Origin of the sequence: Streptomyces chrestomyceticus JCM 4735 (assembly GCF_003865135.1) — a bacterium.
Lineage (GTDB): Bacteria > Actinomycetota > Actinomycetes > Streptomycetales > Streptomycetaceae > Streptomyces > Streptomyces chrestomyceticus.
The window spans coordinates 7,341,851-7,366,063 of sequence record NZ_BHZC01000001.1 but is presented as its reverse complement, the minus strand read 5'-3'; the positions used below and the strand labels follow the sequence as shown (position 1 = coordinate 7,366,063).

21 protein-coding genes and 1 rRNA gene are annotated in these 24,213 nt (G+C 73.0%); 10 read left to right on the top strand and 12 right to left on the bottom strand.

The window, feature by feature from the left end:
- Positions 1-163: 163 nt before the first annotated feature.
- The gene (locus EJG53_RS32240) at positions 164-946 is read right to left on the bottom strand and encodes a hypothetical protein (protein WP_125047892.1); all 783 of its coding nucleotides are present in this window, start codon (positions 944-946) and stop codon (positions 164-166) included.
- A gap of 115 nt (positions 947-1,061) precedes the next feature.
- Positions 1,062-2,798, bottom strand: coding sequence for a DNA repair protein RecN (recN, locus tag EJG53_RS32235; protein WP_125049735.1), 1,737 nt, complete (start codon positions 2,796-2,798; stop codon positions 1,062-1,064).
- Between the two features lie 265 nt (positions 2,799-3,063).
- Between recN and EJG53_RS32230 the strand changes: the two genes are divergently transcribed.
- On the top strand, positions 3,064-4,560 hold the full coding sequence (locus EJG53_RS32230) for a S41 family peptidase (RefSeq protein WP_125047891.1): 1,497 nt from the start codon (positions 3,064-3,066) through the stop codon (positions 4,558-4,560).
- On the top strand, positions 4,557-5,504 hold the full coding sequence (locus EJG53_RS32225; RefSeq protein WP_125047890.1) for a CPBP family intramembrane glutamic endopeptidase: 948 nt from the start codon (positions 4,557-4,559) through the stop codon (positions 5,502-5,504). Before EJG53_RS32230 ends, EJG53_RS32225 begins: the two co-directional genes overlap by 4 nt.
- Here the strand turns inward: EJG53_RS32225 and EJG53_RS32220 are convergent.
- From EJG53_RS32220 to EJG53_RS42915, 3 genes are all read right to left on the bottom strand, one after another.
- The gene (locus EJG53_RS32220) at positions 5,440-6,312 is read right to left on the bottom strand and encodes an NAD kinase (protein ID WP_032928120.1); all 873 of its coding nucleotides are present in this window, start codon (positions 6,310-6,312) and stop codon (positions 5,440-5,442) included. The genes EJG53_RS32225 and EJG53_RS32220 overlap by 65 nt on opposite strands.
- A gap of 104 nt (positions 6,313-6,416) precedes the next feature.
- The gene (locus EJG53_RS32215) at positions 6,417-7,232 is read right to left on the bottom strand and encodes a TlyA family RNA methyltransferase (RefSeq protein ID WP_031010626.1); all 816 of its coding nucleotides are present in this window, start codon (positions 7,230-7,232) and stop codon (positions 6,417-6,419) included.
- 7 nt (positions 7,233-7,239) lie between these two features.
- Entirely contained in the window at positions 7,240-7,542 is a 303-nt protein-coding gene (locus EJG53_RS42915) for a hypothetical protein (RefSeq protein WP_244955698.1), read from the bottom strand.
- Between the two features lie 325 nt (positions 7,543-7,867).
- On the opposite strand from EJG53_RS42915, the gene EJG53_RS32205 reads away from it, so the two are divergent.
- Entirely contained in the window at positions 7,868-8,215 is a 348-nt protein-coding gene (locus tag EJG53_RS32205; RefSeq protein ID WP_031010639.1) for a sterol-binding protein, read from the top strand.
- Positions 8,216-8,275: 60 nt separating this feature from the next.
- Here the strand turns inward: EJG53_RS32205 and EJG53_RS32200 are convergent, their stop codons facing one another.
- The 3 genes from EJG53_RS32200 to EJG53_RS32190 all read right to left on the bottom strand — a co-directional run bounded on the left by EJG53_RS32200 (position 8,276) and on the right by EJG53_RS32190 (position 11,344).
- The gene (locus EJG53_RS32200; protein ID WP_125047887.1) at positions 8,276-9,088 is read right to left on the bottom strand and encodes an ABC transporter ATP-binding protein; all 813 of its coding nucleotides are present in this window, start codon (positions 9,086-9,088) and stop codon (positions 8,276-8,278) included.
- A 109-nt stretch (positions 9,089-9,197) separates the two neighbouring features.
- Complete coding sequence (locus tag EJG53_RS32195) at positions 9,198-10,304, bottom strand: FecCD family ABC transporter permease (protein WP_125047886.1); 1,107 nt, start codon at positions 10,302-10,304, stop codon at positions 9,198-9,200.
- Entirely contained in the window at positions 10,301-11,344 is a 1,044-nt protein-coding gene (locus tag EJG53_RS32190) for a FecCD family ABC transporter permease (protein WP_125047885.1), read from the bottom strand. The genes EJG53_RS32195 and EJG53_RS32190 overlap by 4 nt, the downstream gene beginning before the upstream one ends.
- Positions 11,345-11,529: 185 nt before the next feature.
- Here EJG53_RS32190 and EJG53_RS32185 point away from each other — a divergent pair, with 185 nt between their 5' ends.
- Together EJG53_RS32185 and EJG53_RS32180 are read left to right on the top strand one after the other, a co-directional pair.
- On the top strand, positions 11,530-12,561 hold the full coding sequence (locus EJG53_RS32185; RefSeq protein WP_125047884.1) for an ABC transporter substrate-binding protein: 1,032 nt from the start codon (positions 11,530-11,532) through the stop codon (positions 12,559-12,561).
- A 96-nt stretch (positions 12,562-12,657) separates the two neighbouring features.
- Positions 12,658-13,545 carry a siderophore-interacting protein gene (locus tag EJG53_RS32180; RefSeq protein WP_125047883.1) on the top strand — a complete coding sequence of 296 codons (888 nt, stop codon included), beginning with the start codon at positions 12,658-12,660 and terminating at the stop codon, positions 13,543-13,545.
- Between the two features lie 105 nt (positions 13,546-13,650).
- Here the strand turns inward: EJG53_RS32180 and EJG53_RS32175 are convergent, their stop codons facing one another.
- Complete coding sequence (locus EJG53_RS32175) at positions 13,651-14,676, bottom strand: HAD-IIA family hydrolase (RefSeq protein ID WP_125047882.1); 1,026 nt, start codon at positions 14,674-14,676, stop codon at positions 13,651-13,653.
- Between the two features lie 141 nt (positions 14,677-14,817).
- Here EJG53_RS32175 and EJG53_RS32170 point away from each other — a divergent pair, with 141 nt between their 5' ends.
- The 5 genes from EJG53_RS32170 to EJG53_RS32150 all read left to right on the top strand — a co-directional run bounded on the left by EJG53_RS32170 (position 14,818) and on the right by EJG53_RS32150 (position 21,723).
- Positions 14,818-16,080: a DUF1015 family protein gene (locus tag EJG53_RS32170; RefSeq protein WP_125047881.1), complete on the top strand. Its 1,263-nt coding sequence runs from the start codon at positions 14,818-14,820 to the stop codon at positions 16,078-16,080.
- A 271-nt stretch (positions 16,081-16,351) separates the two neighbouring features.
- Positions 16,352-17,938 (top strand): pyridoxal phosphate-dependent decarboxylase family protein, encoded by a 1,587-nt coding sequence (locus tag EJG53_RS32165; protein ID WP_125047880.1) that lies wholly within the window; start codon positions 16,352-16,354, stop codon positions 17,936-17,938.
- Between the two features lie 64 nt (positions 17,939-18,002).
- Positions 18,003-19,325, top strand: coding sequence for a lysine N(6)-hydroxylase/L-ornithine N(5)-oxygenase family protein (locus tag EJG53_RS32160; RefSeq protein WP_125047879.1), 1,323 nt, complete (start codon positions 18,003-18,005; stop codon positions 19,323-19,325).
- On the top strand, positions 19,322-19,894 hold the full coding sequence (locus EJG53_RS32155) for a GNAT family N-acetyltransferase (protein ID WP_125047878.1): 573 nt from the start codon (positions 19,322-19,324) through the stop codon (positions 19,892-19,894). Before EJG53_RS32160 ends, EJG53_RS32155 begins: the two co-directional genes overlap by 4 nt.
- Positions 19,888-21,723: an IucA/IucC family protein gene (locus tag EJG53_RS32150; RefSeq protein ID WP_125047877.1), complete on the top strand. Its 1,836-nt coding sequence runs from the start codon at positions 19,888-19,890 to the stop codon at positions 21,721-21,723. The genes EJG53_RS32155 and EJG53_RS32150 overlap by 7 nt, the downstream gene beginning before the upstream one ends.
- A gap of 88 nt (positions 21,724-21,811) precedes the next feature.
- Here EJG53_RS32150 and EJG53_RS41770 read toward each other — a convergent pair whose 3' ends face one another.
- From EJG53_RS41770 to rrf, 3 genes are all read right to left on the bottom strand, one after another.
- Positions 21,812-22,621 (bottom strand): tetratricopeptide repeat protein, encoded by an 810-nt coding sequence (locus EJG53_RS41770; RefSeq protein WP_218041983.1) that lies wholly within the window; start codon positions 22,619-22,621, stop codon positions 21,812-21,814.
- Entirely contained in the window at positions 22,558-23,805 is a 1,248-nt protein-coding gene (locus EJG53_RS41765; RefSeq protein WP_218041997.1) for a hypothetical protein, read from the bottom strand. Before EJG53_RS41765 ends, EJG53_RS41770 begins: the two co-directional genes overlap by 64 nt.
- Positions 23,806-24,011: 206 nt before the next feature.
- Positions 24,012-24,128: ribosomal RNA gene (rrf, locus tag EJG53_RS32135) — 5S ribosomal RNA — on the bottom strand.
- Between the last annotated feature and the right edge of the window lie 85 nt (positions 24,129-24,213).

Here is a 24,213-nt window from a genome sequence, read left to right as displayed (position 1 = left end):
CGCGCTGCGCCCCCAGGATGCCAGCCCGCGCCGTCGATCCGGGACCGCCGACGAGCCGTTCCAAGGGCACACATCGCCCATACACCCACCTGACCACCCATATGGGCGACAAACCACCCACTCCGTCGGCCCAGCGGCAGTGACCTGGCACGGGCTCCCGCCGTTACGCGCCGCCGGGCGCGGCCGCCCGCCCGGACCGGTCACCGGCCACCGCGGCGCCGACCAGGGCGGCGGCGTGCACGGCCAGCCCCGCGCGGCCGCACCCGGCGGCGACGGCGAGCCCGAGTCCGGCGCCCAGGGCATGGGCGCCCGCGTCACCGATCATGGCGCGCTCCCCCAGGTCGTCCGCGAGGACCGCCGCCACGGCCCCCGCAGGCGCCGCGGCCAGGGCTCCCGCAGGGCCGCGCCGCAGCAGCCCCGGCGTCGCCGCGGCGAGCGTGGCCAGCGCCGCCCGGCCCGGCCGTACGTCCACCAGGTTCACGGCGTGCGCGGCACCCGCGATCACCACCCCGGCGAGCACCTTGTCCAGCGGCCGTTCCTTGAGCAGCGCACCGGCGGCCAGCCCCGCCGCGCCGATCCCGAACAGCTTCACCGCGCCGCTGGTCAACTCCCCCTCGCACAGGGCCGACAGGTGGGCCCGGAAGCCGCGCCGGGGGTCCCCCGCTCTGGCGAGGTCGTCATACGTACCACAGCCCCCGGCCACCAGGACGGCCAGCGCCGCCGCCGTGCGCGTACGGGCGGACAGCCCCGGCGCGGTCACGGCGGCGAGCGCGGTGCCCGCCACGGTGGCGGGCCCGCTGTACAGGTCGACCGTGCGGCCCGCGTGGTTCGTACGCTCCCAGCGTCCGCGCCCACCGGGCGGCCGGCGCCGCACCTGTCCGTACACGGTCCGGGTGGCACCTGCCGCGACGGCGAACGGCAGGGTCTTGCGCAACGTTTCGATCATGATCGGCAGCGTAGGGCGGCCGGGTGGTGTGGTGTTCGTGGGGCCGGTGGGCCCGTACCGCTCGGGGCCGGCCGGCCCCGCCTCCGGCCCCGACCGTCGGCCCTCCGCCCCCGCCTCAGCGTCCCGCGCGGGCCGTCTCCAGAAGTTCCTCCGCGTGCGCCCGCGCCGTCTCGGAGTCCTCCTGCCCGGCGAGCATCCGGGAGAGTTCGCGCACCCGGTCCTCGCCCTCCAGGACCGTGACACCGCTGCGGGTCACCGAACCGTCGTGGGTCTTCTCCACGAGAAGCTGCCGGTCGGCGAAGGCCGCCACCTGCGGGAGGTGGGTGACGACCACGACCTGGGCCGACCGGGCCAGGCGGGCCAGGCGGCGGCCGACCTCCACGGCGGCCTTGCCGCCGACGCCCGCGTCCACCTCGTCGAACAAATACGTCGGTACGGGGTCGGAACCGGCGAAGACCACCTCGACCGCGAGCATCACCCGGGACAGTTCACCGCCCGAGGCGCCCTTGGCGATGGGACGGGGCGGCGTGCCGGGGTGCGGGGCCAGGAGGAGTTCCACCTCGTCGGCGCCGGTGGGGCCGTAGGCCACCGTACGGCCGCCGACCTCGACGCCGTCGCTCTCGTCGGCGGTCTCCGGCAGCTCCGTCTGGCTGATCTGGACGCTGACCCGGGCGTGCGGCATGGCCAGCTCGGCCAGCTCGGCCGTCACCGCGTCGGCGAATCGCTTCGCCGACGCCTCCCGGGCGTCGGTCAACGCCTGCGCCAGCTCACCCAGTTCCGCGCGGAGCGCGTCGCGCTCCGCCGCCAGTTCGCCGATCCGGTCGTCGTCGCCGTCCAGCTCGGCGAGACGGGCCGAGCTCTCCTCGGCCCAGGCCAGCACGGCGGCGATGTCCGCGCCGTACTTGCGCGTCAGGTGCGTGAGCGCGGCCCGGCGCTCCTCGACGGCGGCCAGCCGCAGCGGGTCCGCGTCCAGTCCGTCCGCATAGCTGGCCAGTTCGCCGGCCACGTCGGCCATCAGGATGCCGATCTCGCCCAGCCGCTCGGTGAGCGCGGACAGTGCCGGGTCGTGGCTGCGTACGGCGTCCAGCGCCCGGTGCGCGCCCGCGACCAGGGTGCTGGCGTCGACGGCCTCCAGGTCCTCGGGGTTTCCGGCGAGCGCGGCGTGCGCGGCCGACGCGGCCGACGCCAGCGCCTCGGCGTGGCCGAGCCGTTCGGCCTCGGCGGCCAGCTCGCTGTCCTCGTCCGGCTGCGGTTCGACTCCGGCGATCTCCTCCAGGCCGAAGCGCAGCAGGTCGGCCTCCTGGGCCCGTTCGCGGGCCCGGGTGGTCAGCTCGTCCAGTTCGGCGGCGACGGCGCGCAGCCGCCGGTACGCGGCGGTGTACTTGGCGAGCGGTACGGACACCGCGTCGCCCGCGTAGCGGTCCAGTGCCTGCCGCTGCCGGGCCGGGCGCAAAAGGCCCTGCTGGTCGGTCTGGCCGTGCACGGCCACCAGGTCGTCCGCCAACTCGCCCAGCAGCCCGACCGGGACGGAACGGCCGCCGACGTGGGCGCGCGAGCGGCCCTCGGCGGAGACCGTGCGGCTGATCAGCAGCGTCCCGTCGTCCAGCTCGGCGCCCGCCTCCTCGGCGCGCACCGCGGCCGGTGCCGCCGGGCCCACCGTTATGCGGCCCTCCACGACCGCCGATTTGGCTCCGATCCGCACCAGGGCGGGGTCGGCGCGCCCGCCGAGCAGCAGCCCGAGGCTGGTGACGACCATGGTCTTGCCCGCGCCCGTCTCGCCGGTCACCGCCGTGAAACCCGGCGACAGCTCGACGACGGCATCGTCAATGACGCCCAGGGACCTGATCCGCATCTCCTCCAACACGGATACGACCTTACGAGGTCCCGGGCCCGCCCCGCGACGGCCTCCCCTCGCCCGGCCGCCGCGCCCTGCGGAAAACCCCACCCCAAGAACGGGTGATCTCCTCATGGTGCCGCCCCCGTCCCGCCCGTCACGCTGGTGGGAGCACCACCGGAAGGGGCCGGAAGAGGGCCGTCTCCCCGCCGGTCTACATGTCGATTCTTTTCCGTATCCGCCCGGACCGCGGCCCTCGCGCCGACACAGTGGGAGCAAGAACATGACCGGACGACCGGCCGGGCCGGACACCGCGCACCACACCGCCCGGCGGCGCGGCCACCCCACCCGCCGTACCGCCCTGCTGCTGGCCGCCTGCACGGCCCTGGCCGCCACCGTTTCCGCACCGGCCGCCGCGCAACCGGGTCACGCGGCCCGGGCGGGTGCGGCAGCGCTGCACGGCGTGTGGCAGATGGACGGGTACGGCATGTACGTCACCATCGACGGGCAGCGGCTGCGGGCCTACGAGACCACGGCCGTTAGCTGCCTCCCCGGCTCCCTGAACGGCGTCCGCGAGAGCGGGCCCGACGCGCGGGGCCGGGTGCGCTTCGCCGTACCGGGCTCGGCGCGCGTCACGGTCGCCCCGCGGAACGCCCACGAGGCCCGCCTGAGCATCGAGGACAACGTCGGCCACCGCACCCTGCGCCGCGTCGCCGGGCTGCCCGCCCGCTGCCACCAGGACCCGTCGAAGGACAACCGTGACGCCCGTACGGTCTTCGACGTCTTCTGGCACACCTACACCGAGAACTACCCGTTCTTCGCCGCCAAGGGAATCGACTGGGCCGCGGTGCGTGACCGGTACCGCCCGCGCGTCCCCGACGGGACGAGCGACGACGCACTCTTCGCCGTGCTCCGCGAGATGATCGAACCGCTGCACGACGGGCACACCAAGCTGAACGCGGGCCCCGGCCGCAAGTACGGCGGAGTGCGGCCCGGGACGACCCTCCCCTCCGCCACGCTCCTGAAGCAGGTGGACGCGGCGATCGCCGCCGACCTCGGCCCGGACGCCACCCTCCACCGGTGGGCCGGCGGCGCGCTCTCCTACGCCGACCTCCCCGGCCGTCTCGGCTACCTCCGCATCACGTCCTTCACCGGCTACACCGACCAGGACGACTACGCGAGCGACGTCGCCGAGCTGGACCGCGCGCTGGACGCCGTGTTCACCAAGGGCCGTACGTCCGGGCCGAAGGCCCTGCGCGGCCTCGTCGTCGACCTGCGGCTGAACGGCGGCGGGTCGGACCCGCTGGGGCTGCGCGTCGCTTCCCGGCTGACGGACCGCCCGTACCTCGCCTACCGCAAACACGCGCGCAACGATCCGGCCGACCCCCGGAAGTTCACCCCCGACCAGCCCGCGTGGATACGCCCGCACCACGGCCCCCGCTACACGGGCCCGCTCGCGGTGCTGACCGGACCGCTCACGATCAGCGCGGGCGAGACCTTCACCCAGGCCCTGCTCGGCCGTACCCCGGCGCCGGTGCGCATCGGGGAGAACACCCAGGGCGTCTTCTCCGACACCCTGGACCGCACCCTGCCGAACGGCTGGAAGTTCGAGCTGCCCAACGAGGAGTTCCTGACCGCGGAGGGGCGCACGTTCGACGGGACGGGCATCCCGCCGGCCGTCCATGTCCCGGTCTTCGCCGCCGAGGATCTGGCGGCCGGCCGCGACCCGGCCCTGTCCCGTGCCCGAGCCCTCCTGGCCACCGGCCACCCGACGCCATGACCCGGGTCGCGGCGGGCCGCGAATCGCCCTTGACGTTCATCGCGTTACTGGCGGCGCTCTCCGTCCCGTTCTGGGGGGCCGGTGCGGTCTTCGACCTGTCCGGTGTGCTGCCGATGGGCATGCCGCCGAGCGCGTTCCAGTTCGTCCTGCCGGTGGCGGTGGCCTCGTTCCTCCTCTTCCGGGAGGAGGGCGGGCGCGGGGTGCGACGGCTGCTGCGGCGGACGGTCTCGGTACGCGGTGCGGCGCGGCCCGGCTGCTGGGCCCTGTCCGTCCTCCTGATACCCGCCCTGTTCCTCGTGACGTACGGGCTGCTGTCGGCGGCCGGGGCGCCGCCCACCGGGCCGCACTCCCCGCCCGCGTCCGTGCCGCTGCTCCTCGTCCTGTACGTCGTCGCCGCCGCTGCCGAGGAGGCGGGCTGGACGGGATACCTGCTGGAACCCCTGCGGGAGCGGTGGGGGACGCTCGGCGCGGGCCTGGTCATCGGCCTGGTATGGGCGTCCTGGCACCTCGTCGCGTACGCCCAGGCGGGCCGTTCCGCCGCGTGGACAGCCGGTCAGGTGCTCGGCTCGGTCGCGCTGCGGATCCTGATGGTCCGGCTGTACGACAGCTCCGGCGGGATCGTGCTGACGGTCGTCGTGGTGCACACCGCGATCAACGTCGTCGAGTCGGTGTTCCCGGGCTTCACCGGGCACGCCGCGCCCGCCCTCGTCCTGGGCGCGGCCGCGTCGCTCACGGCCGCGCTCGTGACGTTCCTGGGGCCCGGGCCCCGAGCCGTGCACCCGCTCCGGGCCCGGGGCGAGCCGATACCCGTCCGCCCTGCCACGGAGCCGATGCCTGCCGACTCCGCGGCGGAGCCCGTACCCTCCCGCCCCGCAGCGGTTACTGCGGTGCGCCGCGCCAGCCCGCCACCGGCAGGGCGAACTTGGCCACCAGACGATCGGTGAAGGAGGCGTGATGCAGCCGGGCGAGGCGTACCGGGGTGGCGCCGCGGCGGACCTCCACCCGCGCGCCCGCGGGCAGTTCGACGCTGCGACGGCCGTCGCACCACAGCACGCCGTGCGGCGTCTTGGGCTGCACCTCGACGGCCAGCACCGAGTCCGGCGAGGTGACCAGCGGCTTGGCGAACAGCGCGTGCGCGCTGATCGGCACCATCAGCAGGGCCTCGACCTCGGGCCAGACGACCGGGCCGCCCGCCGAGAAGGCATAGGCGGTGGAGCCGGTCGGGGTCGCGCACACGACGCCGTCGCCGCCGAAGCGCGAGACGGGCCGCCCGTCGACCTCGGTGACGACCTCCAGCATGCGCTCCCGCGCCGCCTTCTCCACGGACGCCTCGTTCAGGGCCCAGTCGGTGTGCGCGACGCTGCCGTTGTTGCGCACCAGGACGTCGATGGTCATCCGCTCCTCGACCTCGTAGGAGCGGGTCACGACCCGGTCGACGACCTTGTCCAGGTCGTCCCGCTCGGCCTCGGCGAGGAAGCCGACCCGGCCGAGGTTGACGCCGAGCATCGGCACCCCGGACGTACGGGCGAAGTCCGCGCCGCGCAGCAGCGTCCCGTCCCCGCCGAGGACCACCAGCAGTTCGCAGCCCTCGGCCGCGCACTGCTCGGACTCGACGCGGACCACGGACGCCGGCAGCGGCAGGTCCGCCGCCTCCTCGGCCAGGACCCGTACGCCGATGCCGCTGCGCAGCAGCCCCTGGACGACGAGTTCGGCGCTGCGGACGGCCGCGGGGCGGCCGGTGTGCGCCAGCAGGAAGACGGTGCGCTCTCCGGACGGCTCCGGGCCGCCCGGGGACGGTGTGGTACAGGTGGTGCGCGAGCCGGCTGTCTCAGCCGCTCCGGATGCTTCAGAACTGGTCAACGGGGCCCCTCCGCCACTGCTCGGTCGACGTCCGCCGGGTCGAGTGCCTCCGCTCCGGCGCGCAGCCACAGAAAGTACTCGACATTGCCGGAGGGCCCGGGCAGCGGGCTGGCGGTCACCCCGGCCACCCCCAGTCCCAGGGCGGCGGCCCGCTCGGCGACACCGCGTACCGCCTCGGCCCGCAGTTCGGCGCTGCGCACCACTCCGCCGCTGCCCAGGCGCTCCTTGCCGACCTCGAACTGCGGCTTGACCATCAGCACCAGATCGGCGTCGGGCGCCGCGCAGCGGACCAGGGCGGGCAGCACCAGACCCAGCGGGATGAAGGACAGATCGCCGACGACGAGGTCGACGGGCTCGCCGTCGATCTGCTCCAGCGTCAGCTCGCGCACGTTGGTGCGGTCCTTGACGGTGACCCGGTCGTCGCTCTGCAGGGACCAGGCGAGCTGCCCGTATCCGACATCGGCGGCGACTACGTGCCCGGCGCCGGCCCGCAGCAGGACGTCCGTGAAGCCGCCGGTGGAGGCGCCCGCGTCCAGCGCGCGGCGGCCCGCCACCTTCAGGCCGAGGGGTTCGAACGCGGCGAGGGCGCCGGCCAGCTTGTGGCCACCGCGTGAGACGTAGTCCGGGTCGCTGTCGTCGTCGCGCACGACCAGGGCCGCGCTGGTCTCCACCTGGGTGGCGGACTTGGTCGCCGTCGTCCCGCCGACGGTCACCCGCCCCGCGGCGATCAACTGACTCGCGTGCTCGCGGGACCGGGCCAGCTTGCGGCGCACCAGCTCCGCGTCGAGTCGGCGTCGTGCCACTCCTGCCACCTGTGGTTCAGCTCCTGTTGTCGTACGTTGCGGACGGCTGCGGGGACGGCGCCGCGCCGGACGGGCCGGCCGGGCCGGGGCGCCGGTCGAGCGCGGCCAGCGCGTCGCGCAGTCCCCGGTGCACATCCTCGTACACCTCAAGGTGTCCGCTCGCGGCGAGGTGGTCGGCGTCGGCCAGGCGCCGTAGCTGGGCGTCGACGGCGGCGTCCCCGGTGGGCGTCACCGCGACACCCAGCGGCTGCGGCCCGGCGGGTCCGGCACCGTTCCCGGCCGGCCGGTCCGGACCGGTGCCACTCTGACCCGACCCGATGCCGCTCTGCTCCGACCCGATACCACTCTGCTCCGGGCCGGTACCGCTCCGCTCCGGCCCGCCCGGCCCTACGCCGTCCCGGCCCGATCCGTCCGATCCGTCCAAGGTGCCCGATCCGTCCGAGCCGCCCGAGCCGTTCAAGCCATCCAGACCGTCCCGCTCCCGGCCCTCCGGCCCACCGGAACCAGTCCTCTCCGGCCCCCGCTCGTCCGGTACCCCGCCGCCCACCGGCTCCTTCGGCTCTTCCATGCCTCGACGCTACCTCGAACCGCCCGCCGACCGGGCCACCGCCCGCCCGTCCCGCACCGGCGTATCGTCGATCTCGATGGCAACCCTCGAAGAGTGCCGCGCCGCCCTCGGCCGGCTCGCCCAGAACCTGTCCACCGCCGACGGCGACGTCCGGAGCGCGGCCGCCTTCGACCGTTCGCTGAGCTGCCGGATCACCGACCTGGACGTCACCTTCACCGGCCGGCTCGCGAACGGCACCCTGGAGGACGTCACCAACGTCCCCGGGCCGCCGCCCGAACGCGCCCAGATCCGTCTGGCCATGCGCGGCGACGACCTGGTCGCCATGGTCGACGGCGAGCTGCACTTCGCCAAGGCGTGGGGCAGCGGCCGGGTCAAGCTGGAGGCGGGCTTCCGCGACCTGCTGCGCCTGCGGTCGCTGCTCTGACCGCGGCCGCGGGCCGGCCCCTCGCCCGTACGCCGCTCAGCCCCCGGCCCCCGGCCCGGCTCAGGACGCCACGGCCCCCGCCGCCGTACGTGCCTTGCGCGCCGCCGGCACCACCAGCGGCGTGCCCGTCTCCGGGTCGTCGATGACCTGGCACCTCAGGCCGAAGACCCGCTCGACGAGGTCGGCCGTGACGACCTGCTCCGGCGGCCCCTCGGCGACGATCTCGCCCGCCCGCATCGCGATCAGGTGCGTGGCGTAGCGCGCGGCGTGGTTGAGGTCGTGCAGGACGGCGACGAGGGTGCGGCCCTGCTCCTCGTGGAGTTCGGCGCACAGGTCCAGCACCTCGATCTGGTGCTGGATGTCGAGGTAGGTGGTCGGCTCGTCCAGGAGGAGCAGCGGGGTCTGCTGGGCCAGGGCCATCGCGATCCACACGCGCTGCCGCTGTCCGCCGGAGAGTTCGTCGACGTAGCGTTCGGCCAGTTCGCCGACGCCGGTCGCGTCCATGGACTCCCGTACGATCCGCTCGTCCTCGCCCGACCACTGGCGCAGCAGTCCCTGGTGCGGGTAGCGGCCGCGTGCGACCAGGTCGGCGACGGTGATGCCGTCGGGCGCGATGGAGGACTGCGGGAGCAGCCCGAGGGTGCGGGCGACCTTCTTGGCGGGCAGCGAGGAGATGGCCGCGCCGTCCAGCAGGACGGAGCCGGCGGCGGGCTTGAGCATCCGCGACAGCGCGCGCAGCAGCGTGGACTTGCCGCAGGCGTTCGGTCCGACGATGACCGTGAAGGACTGGTCCGGTATGGCCACCGAGAGGTCCTCGGCGATGACCCGCTGGTCGTAGGCGAGGGTCACGTTCTCGGCCGTGAGACGGCTCACTGGTTGCTCCTTGTAGCGGTCTGCGTCGTGGGGGCCTGGGGCGGCTCGGTCGGTCGGGCGGGAGCGGAGGCAGGTACGGTTCCGGGCTTCCGTGCGGCGTCCCGGGGGCTCATATCCGTCCCGCCTTGCGTTGGGAGGCCAGCAGCCACAGCAGGTAGCCGCCGCCGAGCAGACCGGTCAGCACACCCACCGGGAGCTGGTCGGCGCCGAAGATCTGCTGCGAGAGCCAGTCGGCGGTGACCAGGAGGGCGGCGCCCATGAGGGCGGCGGGCAGCAGGTTGGGGCCGGGCGAGCGGGTCAGCCGGCGGGCAAGCTGCGGGGCGGTCAGCGCGAGGAAGGCGATCGGCCCGGCCGCCGCGGTGGCCGCAGCGACCAGCAGGACGGCCGCCGCCAGCAGGACGACGCGGACCCGAGTGACCGGGACGCCCAGCGCGTACGCGGCGTCGTCGCCCATCTCCAGCATCCGCAGCGGCCGCCCGTACAGCAGCGACAGCGGGATCAGCAGGGCGCAGACGATCGCCAGCGGCCAGACCTGGTCCCAGTCCCGGCCGCTGAGGGTGCCGGTCATCCAGGTGACGGCCTGGGTGGCCTCGACGATGTTCGCCTTGGTCATCAGGTACAGGACGATCGCGTAGAGCATCGCGGCGGCGCCGATGCCGACGAGCACGAAGCGGTAGCCGTGGATGCCGCCCTTCCAGGCCAGCAGGAAGATCGCCAGCCCGGTGACGAGACCGCCGACGACCGAGCCGGCCGCGATGGCGAAGGTGCCGCCCTGGAAGAAGACGAGGACGAGCAGCGCGCCGGCCGTCGAGCCCTGGGAGAAGCCGAGCACGTCGGGGCTGCCGAGCGGGTTGCGGGAGACGGCCTGGAAGACCGCGCCGGCGACCCCGAAGGCGGCGCCGGCCAGCAGCCCGACCAGGACCCGCGGCAGCCGCAGGTCGTTGACGATGAACTCCTGCGCGGCGGTGCCGGACCCGGTGAGGGTGGCGAGGACGTCTCCGGGGCCCATCGGGAAGTCGCCGGTGCCGATCAGCAGCACGCTCGCGGACAGGGCCACGGCCGTCAGCAGCACGCAGACCACGAGGGTCCGTACGTCCAGGCGCACGGACAGCCCGCCGGCGGTGCGGACCGCCCGCACGGACCTGCCGGTCCGCGCGGCCTCCCCGGCCGCCGGGGAATCGTTCCGGCCGGTGTCGGTCTTGACGGTGGAACTCACAGTTGGGCCATCCTCCGACGCCGTACGAGGTAGATGAAGACCGGGCCGCCGACGACGGCGGTCACGATGCCGACCTGGATCTCGCCGGGCCGCGCCACGACGCGCCCCAGGACGTCGGCGCCGAGCAGCAGGACCGGCGACAGGACCGCCGAGTACGGCAGGATCCAGCGCAGGTCGGGGCCGGTGACGGCGCGGACGACGTGCGGGACCATCAGGCCGACGTAGACGATCGGGCCGCAGGCGGCGGTCGCGCCGCCGCACAGCAGGGTGACGGCGACCATCGCCAGCACCCGGGTGCGGGTCAGCCGGGCGCCCAGGGCCCGCGCCTGGTCGTCGCCGAGTGCGATGGCGTTCAGGGGGCGTCCGACGGCGAGCGCCAGGACGGCGCCGACCAGGAGGAACGGCGCGACCTCCCGCACGGTGGTCATGGTGGCGGAGGCCAGCGAGCCGACCGTCCAGAAGCGCATCCGGTCCAGCGCCGCGGTGTCCAGGAGGTTGACGGCGTTGATGTAGCCGATCAGTACGGCGGACAGGGCGGTACCGGCCAGCGCGAGCCGTACGGGGGTGGCGCTGCGGGTGCCGCCGAGCACGTACACGGCGACCGAGACGACCGCGGCGCCGAGGAAGGCGAACCACACGTACCCGGTCAGTGAGGTGATCCCCAGGAAGCTGATGGCGGAGACGACGGCCGCCGAGGCGCCCGCGTTGATGCCGAGGACGCCGGGGTCGGCGAGCGGGTTGCGGGTCAGGGCCTGCATCACGGTGCCGGCCAGCCCGAGGGCCGCGCCGGCCAGCAGGCCGAGGAGGGTGCGGGGCAGGCGGACGTCCCGTACGACCACGTCGGTGTCGTCACCCGTGTAGTGGAAGAGGGCGTGCCAGACCTGGTCGAGGGGTACCTGTTTCGCGCCGACGGCGATGCCCAGGGCGGTCACGGCCACCAGTGCGCCGACGGAGGCGACGAGCCCCGCCGAGCGAGTGATCTGCCGCCGCCGCGGGGCCGCGGGGGCGTTTGCTGCTTCGGGGGGACTGTCAACCAACACGGGAGTTAGGTTAGCCTACCCTCACGATCAGACATCAAGTCGTTCTGCAGGGCCTTTTACCGGCCCTTTGCCGTGCGGCCTGAAGTCCGTCCGAAAACGCACTGAAGACCGTGAACGACCGGCTGAAGTCCCGTCAAGCCCTGACGGCCGTGCCGAGGCCCAGCCCAGAGAGAAGCGCATCGACCATGAGCACCCCCCGTAGCGTATCCCTGTCCCGACGCGGCGTTCTCGCCGCCGGTGGCGCCGTCGGCATCGGCGCCCTGCTGGCCGCCTGCGGAGGCGGCAAGGACAAGGACTCGGGCGCGCAGGGGAACGTCAAGGGCGGCGCCTGGTCCTTCACGGACGACCGCAAGAAGAAGGTCTCGCTGGACCACACGCCGCAGCGCATCGTCGCCTTCACCGGCACCGCGGCCGCGCTGTACGACTTCGGCATCGACAAGCAGGTCGTCGGCGTCTTCGGCCCGACCAAGCTGAAGAACGGCAAGCCGGACGCGCAGGCCGGCGACATCGACGTGGACCGCCTCACCATCATCGGCAACGCGTACAACCAGTTCGCGGTCGAGAAGTACGCGGGCCTCAACCCCGACCTGCTGATCACCAACATGTTCGAGCCGAACGCCCTGTGGTTCGTGCCGGACGAGAGCAAGGACAAGATCACCAAGCTGGCCGAGACGGTGGCGATCACCGCCTCCCGCACCCCGCTGGTGAAGATCATCGAGCGGTACGCCGAACTGGCGCAGTCCCTCGGCGCCGACCTGAAGGCCAAGAAGGTCACCGACGCCAAGGCCCGCTTCGAGAAGGCCGCCGCCGAGCTGCGCAAGACCGCCAAGTCCAACCCGGTCCGGGTGCTCGCCTGCTCCGGCAGCGCCGACCTCTTCTACGCCTCCAACCCCGGCATCAACTCCGACATCATGTACTTCAAGTCGCTGGGCGTGGACATCATCGTCCCCGACAACCTGGACAAGGGCGGCTACTTCGAGAACCTGAGCTGGGAGAACGCCGACAAGTACCCGGCCGACGTGCTCATGCTCGACAACCGCACCTCCGCCCTCCAGCCCAAGGACCTGGCCGCCAAGCCCGCCTGGAACAAGCTGCCCGCCGTCAAGGCCGGACAGGTCACGGGCTGGTCCAGCGAGCCGCGCTTCTCCTACGCGGGCGCCGCGCCGCTGATGGAAGAGCTGGCCAAGGTCATCCAGAACGCCAAGAAGGTCGCCTGACGCACCCCGTGGCCGGTCGCCGCACCGGCCGGCCACGGCACCGCGCCGCACACCGCACCGCAGTCACCGAGTCACGGTTCCGGGAGGTTCCTCCGCATGACCACGACCGCCGCACCCGCCACCACCCCGTTCCGCTTCTTCGACGTGCGCGTCGTGCGCACCCGCCGGCTCGGCCCCTCCATGGTCCGGATCACCTTCGGCGGCGAACGGCTCGACGAGATGGCCTCCGGCGGCCGTGACCAGCGCTTCAAACTGTTCCTCCCGCAGGCCCACCAGTCCGAGCCGGTCTTCGCCGACCAGAGCGAGAACTGGTACCCCGCCTGGCGCGCCCAGGACCCGGCCGAGCGCCCCCTGATGCGCTCGTACACCATCCGCGAGCAGCGCCACGAGCCGGCCGAGATCGACGTGGACTTCGCGCTGCACGGCGCGGACGCCCCGGGCGCCGCGGCCGGCGGCCCGGCCTCGCGCTGGGCGGCGTCCGCCGTGCCCGGCGACCGTGTCTCGGTCCTTGGCCCGGCCGTCGAGGACAACGGCGGCGTCGACTTCCGCCCGCCGCCCGGCACCGACTGGATCCTGCTGACCGGCGACGAGACGGCGCTGCCCGCCGTGGCCGGCATCCTGGCCTGGCTCTCCCCCGGCACCCAGGCCAAGGTCTTCCTGTCCGTCGCCCACGCGGCGGACCGCCAGGACCTGCCCACCTTCGCGGACGCCGACATCACCTGGCTCGTGGCCGACGAGCGGCCGGCGGACGGGCAGGACGCGCTGCTGGAGGCGGTCCGCGCCGCCGAACTGCCCGAGGGCACGCCGTACGCCTGGATCGCGGGCGAGGCGGGCAACGTGAAGATGCTGCGCCGCCATCTCGTGCGGGAGCGTGAGTTCGACCGCCGGGCCGTGAAGTTCACCGGCTACTGGCGGCGCGGGGCCAGCGAGGAGGACCTGCTCGCGGAGTACATCGCGAGCACGGCCGCCGGCAGCGAGGACTGACCCGGCCCCCGTACCGTGCGCGTACGACGGTCCGTACACGCACCACAGGGAAGGGCCCCGCACGTCACCGAGCGGGGCCCTTCCCGGCGTCGCGGCGCGTACGCCTCACAACCCGAGCCGCGCCAGCGCCTTCCCCGCGTCGGCGTCGCACGTACCGTCCCCGGCCGCCGTCCAGGCCGCCGCGCACAGCGCCCGCAGCCCGTCCAGCGACGCGCCGTCCCCGTCCAGCGCCAGCGCGCCGTCCCGTACGGACGCCGTCCAGCCGCCGCACCCGAAGCCGTCGGTCTCCTCGGACACCTCCGGCTGCGGGCCGAGCAGGCCGCGCAGGTCCGCGTCGACGTAGGTGGGGCGGTGCTGCGGCGGAGCGGCCAGCAGTTCGGCCGCGGTGGTCACGCCGGTCAGCACCAGCAGCGAGTCCACACCGCCGTTGTAGGCGCCCTCGATGTCCGTGTCGAGCCGGTCGCCGATGACCAGCGGCCGCCGCGCCCCCGTACGCAGCACCGTCTCGCGGTGCATGGGCGTCTCCGGCTTGCCCGCCACCTGGGGCGTGCCGCCGGTGGCGGTGCGGACGACCTCCACGAGGGCGCCGTTGCCCGGCGCGATGCCGCGCTCCTTGGGGATGGTCAGGTCGGTGTTGGAGGCGAACCAGGGCACACCGCGCTGGACCGCGTAGGCGGCCTCCGCCAGCCGTTCCCAGTTCAGCTTCGGGTCGAATCCCTGCACCACCGCGGCCGGGTCGTCGTCCGCGGAGTCCACCGGTACCAGCCCGCGCTCGCGCAGCGCCACCCGCAGGCCCTCGCCGCCGACCGCCAGCACCTTGGCGCCCTCGGGCACCTGCCCGGCGATCAGCCGGGCGACCGCCTGCGCCGAGGTGATGACGTCCGTCGGGGCGGTCGGCAGCCCGAAGCCGGTGAGCTGGCCGGCGACCGTGTCCGGCGTCCGGGAGGCGTTGTTGGTCACGTACGCCAGGTGCATGCCACCGTCCCGCGCCGTGGTGAGCGACGCGACGGCGTGCTCGATCACCGAGCCGCCGGCGTAGACGACTCCGTCCAGGTCCAGCAGCGCCGTGTCGTACGCCTCGCTCAGTGCCCGTTCGCACCGTCCGGGCTGCTTGCGCACCCGCTCGCTCATGCCGTTTCGCTCCTTCTGCACAGGTGGTTCCGCCGGTTCCGCGGGCCCCGCGAAACGGAACCCGGCCCACCGGTATATCCGGTGGCACAACGGTTTCCCCCCGATCATCCCGTACTGCCGAAGGCGGCATAGCATTCCCCAATGACCAGCACCGACGGCCTCCGCCTCCACCCCTTCCGCGGGCTGCGCTACGCCCCGGACCGCGTCAGCAGCCTCACGGCCGTCACCTCCCCGCCGTACGACGTCGTCGTACGGCCGGACGGTGTGCGCCACCTCGAAACGGCCGACCCGTACAACATCGTGCGGCTGATCCTCCCGCAGGCCCCCGACCCCGCCACCCGGCACCGCCAGGCCGCCGAGACGCTGCGCCGCTGGCGTGCGCAGGGCGTCCTGGCGACCGACGACCGGCCCGCGCTCTACGTGTACGAGCAGAGCAAGGGCAGCCTCCTGCAGCGCGGCCTGATCGGCGCACTCGACCTCGACGGCCCCGTCCTGCCGCACGAGGACGTGATCCCCGAGGTCGTCGAGGACCGCGCCGCGCTGATGCGCGCGGCCGCCGCCAACTTCGAGCCGCTGCTCCTGTCCTACGTCGGCCAGGGCACCGGCAACGGCGCCACCGGCGTCATCGAACGGACCGTCCGCACCACGCCGCTGCTCTCCACCACGACCGAGGACGGCTTCGCGCACCGCCTGTGGGCCGTCACCGACCCCGCCGACCTGACCGCCGTCGACGACGACCTCGCGATACGGCACGCCCTGATCGCCGACGGGCACCACCGCTGGGCCACCTACCAGCGGCTGCGCGAGGAGCACCCCGGCAACGGCTCGGCGAGCCCCTGGGCGAGCGGCCTGGTGCTGCTGGTGGACTCCGCCCGCCATCCGCTCCAGGTACGGGCCATCCACCGCGTACTGCCGCACCTGCCGCTGGACAGCGCGCTGTCCGGGCTGGACGGCGCCTTCCGCGTCCGGCCGGTGGAAGGCCCGCTCGACGCGGCGCTGGCGGTGCTGGACGGGACGCCCGGCAACGCCTTCCTGCTGACGTCGGGGCCGGAACGGTTCTGCGTGCTGGACCGCCCGGACCCGGAGCTGCTCCACCGGACGATCCGCCGGGACCGCCCCGCGGCGTGGCGCGAGCTGGACGCCACCGTGCTGCACTCCGCCCTGCTGGACGAGGTGTGGCGGATCCGCGACCACCCCTCCGAGATCAGCTATCTCCACAGCGCCGCGGACGCCGTGGAGCAGGCGGCGAAGCACGGCGGTACGGCCGTCCTGATGCGCCCGGTCCTTGAGCAAACCGTGCGCCAACTCGCCATGGACGGCGTGACCATGCCACGCAAGTCGACCTCTTTCGGCCCCAAGCCGGCCACCGGTCTGGTTCTGCGCGTACTGGACGAAGAGGTCTGATTCCGGGCCGTACCGATGCCTCAACCAGGCTGCCCCGGGGCCTGGTTCCGGGCCGTACGGCTCTCCGCCGCCCGTCGCCGGCCCGGCGCGCGTATCCCGCGCCGGCGCCCCGGCACCCCCTTCCCTCCCGTCACGCAAGTTAGGTTAGGCTTACCTCATCACGTAAGCGGATGGAGCCGTTCCCCCCTGCGCCGACGGTCTTCTGCCCCAGCGCGGGCGTTCCATGCGCATCCCCCCACGTGAGCAAGTCCGCATCAGGGAGGACACGTTCATGAGTCTCCTCGCGCACTCCGCCGAGGACCCGTCGCCCGCCGCACCCGCCGGGACGCCGGACAGCCGGTCGCAGTTGTTCAACGACAGCACCACCGAGCACTACCGCCGCTCCGTCGCCGAAGGCGTCGCCCGCGTGGCCGACAAGATATCCACCACCGAACGCCCCTTCACCGGCGTCACGGTCGACGGCCTCTCCCCCACGGTGGCCGGCATCGACCTCGACCAGCCGCTGCACGACCCCGCCGCCGCCCTCGACGAACTCGAAGAGGTCTACCTCCGCGACGCCGTCTACTTCCACCACCCGCGCTACCTCGCGCACCTCAACTGCCCGGTCGTCATCCCCGCCCTGGTCGGCGAGGCGGTGCTGTCCGCGGTCAACTCCTCGCTGGACACCTGGGACCAGAGCGCCGGCGGCACCCTCATCGAGCGCCGCCTGATCGACTGGACCGCCCGCCGCATCGGCCTCGGCGAGCGCGCCGACGGCATCTTCACCAGCGGCGGCACCCAGTCCAACCTCCAGGCCATGCTGCTGGCCCGCGACGAGGCCTGCCGCACGGCCCTCGCCCGCGAGAACGACCCGGACAAAAACCCTCAGGGCACCGCAACTCCGGTACGCCGTACCGACATCCTGCCCCGGCTGCGCATCTTCGCCTCCCAGGCCGGCCACTTCAGCATCGAGAAGGCCGCCACCCTGCTGGGCCTCGGCGCGGAAGCCGTGATCGCGGTGCCGTGCGGCCCGGACAAGCGGATGCGGGCCGACGCGCTCGCCGCCGAGCTGGCCCGCTGCGCGGCCGAGGGCCTGATCCCGATGGCCGTCGTCGCCACCGCGGGCACCACCGACTTCGGCAGCATCGACCCGCTGCCCGAGATCGCCGACCTGTGCGCCCGGTACGGCACCTGGATGCATGTGGACGCCGCGTACGGCTGCGGCCTGCTGGTCTCCCGCCGCCGCGCCCTCCTGGACGGCATCGAGCGCGCCGACTCGGTGACGGTGGACTACCACAAGTCCTTCTTCCAGCCGGTCAGCTCCAGCGCCGTCCTGGTACGCGACCACGCCACCCTGCGGCACGTCACGTACCACGCCGACTACCTCAACCCGGCGCGGATGGCCGAGCGCCGTATCCCCAACCAGGTCGACAAATCGATCCAGACCACCCGCCGCTTCGACGCGCTCAAACTCTGGCTGACGCTGCGCACCATGGGCGCCGACGGCATCGGCGAACTCTTCGACGAGGTCGTGGACCGCGCCGCCGACGCCTGGAAGATCCTCAACGACGACCCGCGCTTCGAGGTCGTGGTCGAACCCCAGTTGAGCACCCTAATCTTCCGCTACCTGCCGTACCCCGACGACCGGGACCCGGTGCTGAGCGACGAGGTCAACCTGCACGCCCGGGAAGCGCTGTTCGCCTCCGGGGACGCCATCGTCGCGGGCACCGTCGTGGACGGCCGGCACTACCTGAAGTTCACCCTGCTCAACCCCGAGACCACGCTGGCCGACATCGCCACGGTCCTCGACCTGATCGCCGAGCACGCCGGCGCGTACCTCGCCGCGCGCCCCGAACCGGCCCTCAGCGCCGCGAGCTGACCGTCCCCGCCGACCGGCCCCCACAGCCGACGGCCGACCGACACCCCGCAAACGGAGACCCCACGTGTCCGCCCCTCATGACTTCATCGCCATCGGCCTCGGGCCCTTCAATCTCGGCCTCGCCTGCCTGACCGAGCCCATCGGCGAACTCGACGGCCTGTTCCTGGACAACAAACCGTCCTTCGACTGGCACCCCGGCATGATGCTGGAGACCAGCACCCTCCAGGTGCCCTTCATGGCCGACCTGGTCACCCTCGCCGACCCGACCTCCCCGTTCTCCTTCCTGAACTACCTGAAGGAATCGGGACGGATGTACTCCTTCTACATCCGCGAGAGCTTCTACCCGCTGCGCGCCGAGTACAACGACTACTGCCGCTGGGCCGCCGCCAAACTGGACAGCGTCCGCTTCGGCCACCAGGTCACCACCGTCGAGTACGACGAAACCGAGCAGGTCTACGTCGTCCACGCCGACCACCTGCCCACCGGGCGGAAGAAGACCTACCGCGCCCGCAAACTCGTCCTCGGCACCGGCACCCCGCCGCACATCCCCGAAGCCTGCCAGGGCCTCGGCGGCGACTTCCTGCACAACGCCGACTACCTGGAGAACAAGGCCGCCCTCCAGGCCAAGGACTCCATCACCATCGTCGGCAGCGGCCAGAGCGCCGCGGAGATCTACTACGACCTCCTCCAGGACATCGACAGCCACGGCTACCACCTGACCTGGGCCACCCGCTCCCCGAGGTTCTTCCCCCTCGAATACACCAAGCTCACCCTGGAGATGACCTCTCCGGAGTACGTGGACTACTTCCACGCCCTGCCGCCGGCCACCCGCGACCGGCTCAACGCCCAGCACAAGAACCTCTACAAGGGCATCGACTCCGAGCTGATCAACGAGATCTTCGACCTGCTCTACCAGAAGAACCTGCACGGCCCCTGCCCCACCCGGCTGCTCACCAACACCGCTCTCAACGAAGCCACGTACGACGCGGCCTCCGGCACGTACACCCTCGGCCTGCGCCAGGAGGAGCAGGGCCAGGACTTCACCCACGCCACCCAGGGCCTGGTCCTCGCCACCGGATACCGCTACGCCACACCGGAGTTCCTCACCCCGCTGACCGACCGCATCGCCTGGGACGACGCCGGCCGCTACGCGGTCGCCCGCAACTACAGCATCGACACCGCGGGCCGCGACATCTTCGTACAGAACGCCGAACTGCACACCCACGGCTTCGTCACGCCCGACCTTGGCATGGCCGCGTACCGCAACTCCTGCATCATCCGCGAGCTGCTCGGCCGCGAGTACTACCCCGTCGAGAAGTCCATCGCCTTCCAGGAGTTCGCCGCCCCGGCCGGCCCGCACCACCCCGTGGAGGTCTCGCCCGTATGACCGCGCCCGTCTTCACCCGCACCCACGCCTCGCTCGGCGAGTTCGCGCTGCGCCCGGTCGACCCGGCCGGCGACGCCGAGCTGCTGCACGGCTGGGTCACCCACCCCAAAGCCGTGTACTGGATGATGCAGGACGCGGACCTCGCGGCCGTCCAGGCGGAGTTCGCCCGCATCGACGCCGACCCGTACCACGACGCCTTCATCGGCCTGCACAACGGCGTCCCCGCCTTCCTGATGGAACGCTACGACCCGGCGCACCGCGAGGTCACCGAGGTCCACGAGGCCGCGCCCGGCGACATCGGCATGCACTTCCTGACCGCGCCGACCGACACCCCGGTGCACGGCTTCACCCTCGCCGTGATCACCACCGTCATGGACGCGCTGTTCGCCGAGCCCGGCAACCGGCGCGTCGTCGTCGAACCGGCCACCGGCAACACCGCGGTACACGCCCTGAACAAAGCCGTCGGCTTCGAGATCGAACGCACGGTCACGCTGCCCAAGGGCGAGGCGTACCTGAGCACCTGCACCCGCGACCAGTACCTGGCCGCCCGAGGAGAAGACCCATGCTGAACCCCACCGCGGACACCACCGGAGCCCCTGTCGAGACCACAGCACGGGACGCCGTCCGCCACCTCACCCCCGAGCTGTGGGCGCGCGCCAACCGCCTCCTCGTCCGCAAGGCCCTCGCCGAGTTCGCCCACGAGCGCCTGCTGACCCCGCAGCGCCTGCCCGAGGACGGCCACTACGTCGTACGCAGCGACGACGACCGTGTCGAGTACCGCTTCGCCGCCCGCCGGCTGAGCCTGGACCACTGGCACATCGACGCCGACGACATCACCCGCCGCCGCGACGGCGCCGAGGTCCCCCTGGACGCCCTCGACTTCTTCATCGAGCTGCGCCGCACCCTCGCCCTCAGCGACGACATCCTCCCCGTCTACCTGGAGGAGATCAGCTCTACCCTCTCCGGTACGGCGTACAAGCTGGCCGCGGGCCCCGCGTCCGCCGCCGAGCTGGCGAAGGGCGGCTTCCAGGCCGTCGAGACGGGCATGTCCGAGGGCCACCCCTGCTTCGTCGCCAACAACGGCCGCCTCGGCTTCGGCGTGCACGAGTACCACGCGTACGCCCCCGAGGCCGCGAGCCCGGTCCACCTGATCTGGCTGGCCGCGCGCCGCGACCGCTCCACCTTCACCGCGGGCGAGGGCCTGGACTACGACGCGCTGGCACGGGACGAGCTGGGCGGCGCCACCCTGGAACGGTTCGCCGCCACGATGCGTGACCTCGGCCTGGACCTGGCGGACTACCACCTCATCCCCGCCCACCCGTGGCAGTGGTGGAACAAGCTCTCCGTCACCTTCGCCGCCGAGGTCGCCCAGCAGCACTTGGTCTGCCTCGGCCCCGGCGACGACGCGTACCTGGCGCAGCAGTCCATCCGCACGTTCTTCAACACCAGCGACCCGTCCAAGCACTACGTCAAGACGGCCCTGTCGGTCCTCAACATGGGCTTCATGCGCGGCCTGTCCGCCGCCTACATGGAGGCCACCCCGGCCATCAACGACTGGCTGGCCGGCCTGATCGCGAGCGACGAGACGTTCCAGGCCGCCCGTTTCTCGATCATCCGCGAGCGGGCCGCCATCGGCTACCACCACCGCCAGTACGAGGCCGCCACCGCCAAGGGCTCCCCGTACCTGAAGATGCTCGCCGCCCTGTGGCGCGAGAGCCCGGTGCCCACCCTCGAACCGGGCCAGCGGCTCACCACCATGGCCTCCCTGCTGCACACCGATCCCGAGGGCGGCTCGCTGGCGGCGGCCCTCATCGAGGAGTCCGGCCTCGAACCCGCGGCCTGGCTGCGCCGTTACGTGGACGCCTACCTCACGCCCGTCCTGCACGCGTTCTACGCCTACGACCTGGTCTTCATGCCGCACGGCGAGAACGTCATCCTGGTCGTCGAGGACGGCACCGTACAGCGCGCGATCTTCAAGGACATCGCCGAGGAGATCGCGGTGATGGACCCGGACGCGGTACTGCCGCCGGCCGTCGAGCGCATCCGCGCCGACGTCCCCGAGGACAAGAAGCTCCTCTCCCTCTTCACGGACGTCTTCGACTGCTTCTTCCGCTTCCTGAGCGGCATCCTGGTCACCCGCGACGTGCTGGACGAGGACACCTTCTGGCGTACGGTCGCCGACTGCGTGACCGCGTACCAGGAGGCCAACCCGCAGCTCGCCGACAAGTTCCGGCAGTACGACATGTTCGCGGACACGTTCGCGCTGTCCTGCCTGAACCGCCTCCAGCTCCGGAACAACGAGCAGATGGTGGACCTCCAGGACCCGGCCGGCGCCCTCCAACTGATCGGCACCCTGGAGAACCCGATCGCCCGCTTCGCCCCGGCCGCCGGAGCCTGACACCCGGGTGTGAACGAGTGAAGGGCGGGACCCCGGTGGGGTCCCGCCCTTCACTCATGTGCCGTCAGGCGGCCGGGCCGCGACGGCCTCAGCCCTGCTCGGGGCGCCCTTCGCGCGGGGCGTCCGCCGGGGCGTCACCGTCGGAGGAGTCCTGCCGCGCGGGGGCGGCGGGCTCGGCCGGGGCCTCGGCCACGGTCTCGTCGTCCTCGTTCTCGTCCTCGTCCAGCGCGTCGGTGAACTCCACGCCGTCCAGCTCGGCCAGCCGGTCCGAGGCGTTCGTGGTGCCGCCCTGGTCGGCCTCCAGCGCCTTGGCGAACCACTCGCGTGCCTCGTCCTCGCGGCCGACCTCCAGCAGCGCGTCGGCGTACGCGTAGCGCAGCCGGGCGGTCCACGGCTGTACGGAGTTCGACGCCAGCTCGGGGCTCTGCAGCGTCACGACCGCCGCGTCGGTCTGGCCCATGTCGCGCCGGGCACCGGCCGCGACCAGCCGCATCTCGACCTGACCCGCCCGGTCCAGCTTCTGCACCTCGGGCTCACCGGCCATCGCGAGGGCCTTCTCGGGACGGCCGAGACCGCGCTCGCAGTCGGCCATCACGGGCCACAGCTCCACGCTGCCGGTCATCCGGCGGGCCGCACGGAACTCCGCCAGCGCCTCGCCGTACTTCTCCACGGCGTACGCGGCGAAGCCGGCCGCCTCCCGCACGGCGGGGACCCGCGACGCGAGCCGCAGCGCCACGCGCGAGTACCCGTACGCCTTCTCCGGCTCCTCGTCGAGCAGCTTGGCCACCATGACCAGGTTCCTGGCGACGTCGTCGGCGAGCGTCTTCGGCAGGCTCAGCAGCTCCTGCCGCACGTCCTTGTCGATCTCCTCGCCCGTGACGTCGTCCGGGATCGGCAGCCGCTTGATCGGCTCCCGGTCGCGGCGGTCGTCGCGCCGGTCGTCGCGCCGGTCGTCCCGGCGGTCGTCGCGCCGGTAGCCGCCACGGTCACCGTCCCGGCGGTCGTCGCGGCCGCGGCCGGCACCGTACGGGCGCCGCCCACCGCGGTCGTCGTCGCGGCGGAAGCCGCCACGGTCGTCATCACGGCGCGGGCCACGGTCATCGCGGCGGAAACCACCGCGATCGTCGTCACGGCGCGGACCACGGTCGTCACGGCGGAAACCACCACGGTCGCCGTCTCGGCGGTCGTCGCGGCGCGGGCCACGGTCGTCCCGGCCGCCGCCGAAGCCACCGCCAGTGGGACGGCCGCCGCGGTCGTCACGGCGGAAGCCGCCACGGTCGTCGTCGCGGCGCGGGCCACGATCGTCGCGACGGAAGCCACCGCGATCGTCGTCGCGGCGCGGGCCACGGTCATCGCGGCGGAAGCCACCGCGATCGTCGTCACGACGGGGACCACGGTCATCGCGGCGGAAACCGCCCCGGTCGTCGTCGCGGCGGGGGCCGCGGTCGTCACGGCCGCCGCCGAAGCCACCGCCGGAGGGGCGGCCGCCACGGTCGTCGCGACGGAAACCACCCCGGTCGTCATCCCGACGGGGACCGCGGTCGTCACGACGGAAACCACCACGGTCGTCATCGCGACGCGGGCCACGGTCATCGCGACGGAAACCACCACGGTCGTCATCCCGACGGAAGCTGCCACGGTCGTCGTCGCGACGCGGGCCACGCGGGCGGTCGTCACGACGGAAACCACCGCGATCGTCGTCACGGCGGGGACCACGGTCGTCACGGCGGAAGCTGCCGCCACGGTCGTCGTCACGGCGGGGGCCGCGCGGGGCACGGTCGTCACGCGAGAAGCCAGGACGGTCGTCACGGCGGAAGCCACCGCGGTCGTCGCGACGGTCGTCGCGGCGCGGGGCTCGGTCGTCGCGCGGGAAACCACCCCGGTCGTCACGGCGGGGGCCGCGGTCGTCCCGGCCGCCGCCGAAGCCACCGCCGGAGGGGCGGCCGCCACGGTCGTCGTCACGGCGGGGGCCACGGTCGTCACGGCGGAAGCTGCCGCCGCGGTCGTCCCGGCGTCCACCGCCGAAGCCGCCACCGGAGGGCCGGCCGCCCCGGTCGTCGCGACGCGGGCCGCGGTCGTCACGCCGGAAACCGCCGCGGTCACCGCCCTCGCGCCGCTGCGGCCGGCGCTCCGAGCGATCGTCGGAAGAGTTGGGGGACATCGACGTGACTCCTGTCTTCGGTACTGCAAACATTCTCGCGCACCGACCACTCCGGCGCGCTTCGACCAAACAAAAAAGGACCCTCAGCCCCAGCGTGAACGCTGGGACCAAGGGTCCTCCAAAGATTGTTCGGCGGCGTCCTACTCTCCCACAGGGTCCCCCCTGCAGTACCATCGGCGCGGAAAGGCTTAGCTTCCGGGTTCGGAATGTAACCGGGCGTTTCCCTAACGCTATGACCACCGAAACCCTATCGGGTTCTAGCGAACAAGCACACTCTTCAATTAAAGAATGAAACAGTGGAACTTGGTTCAACCGACGCTGCGACTGTT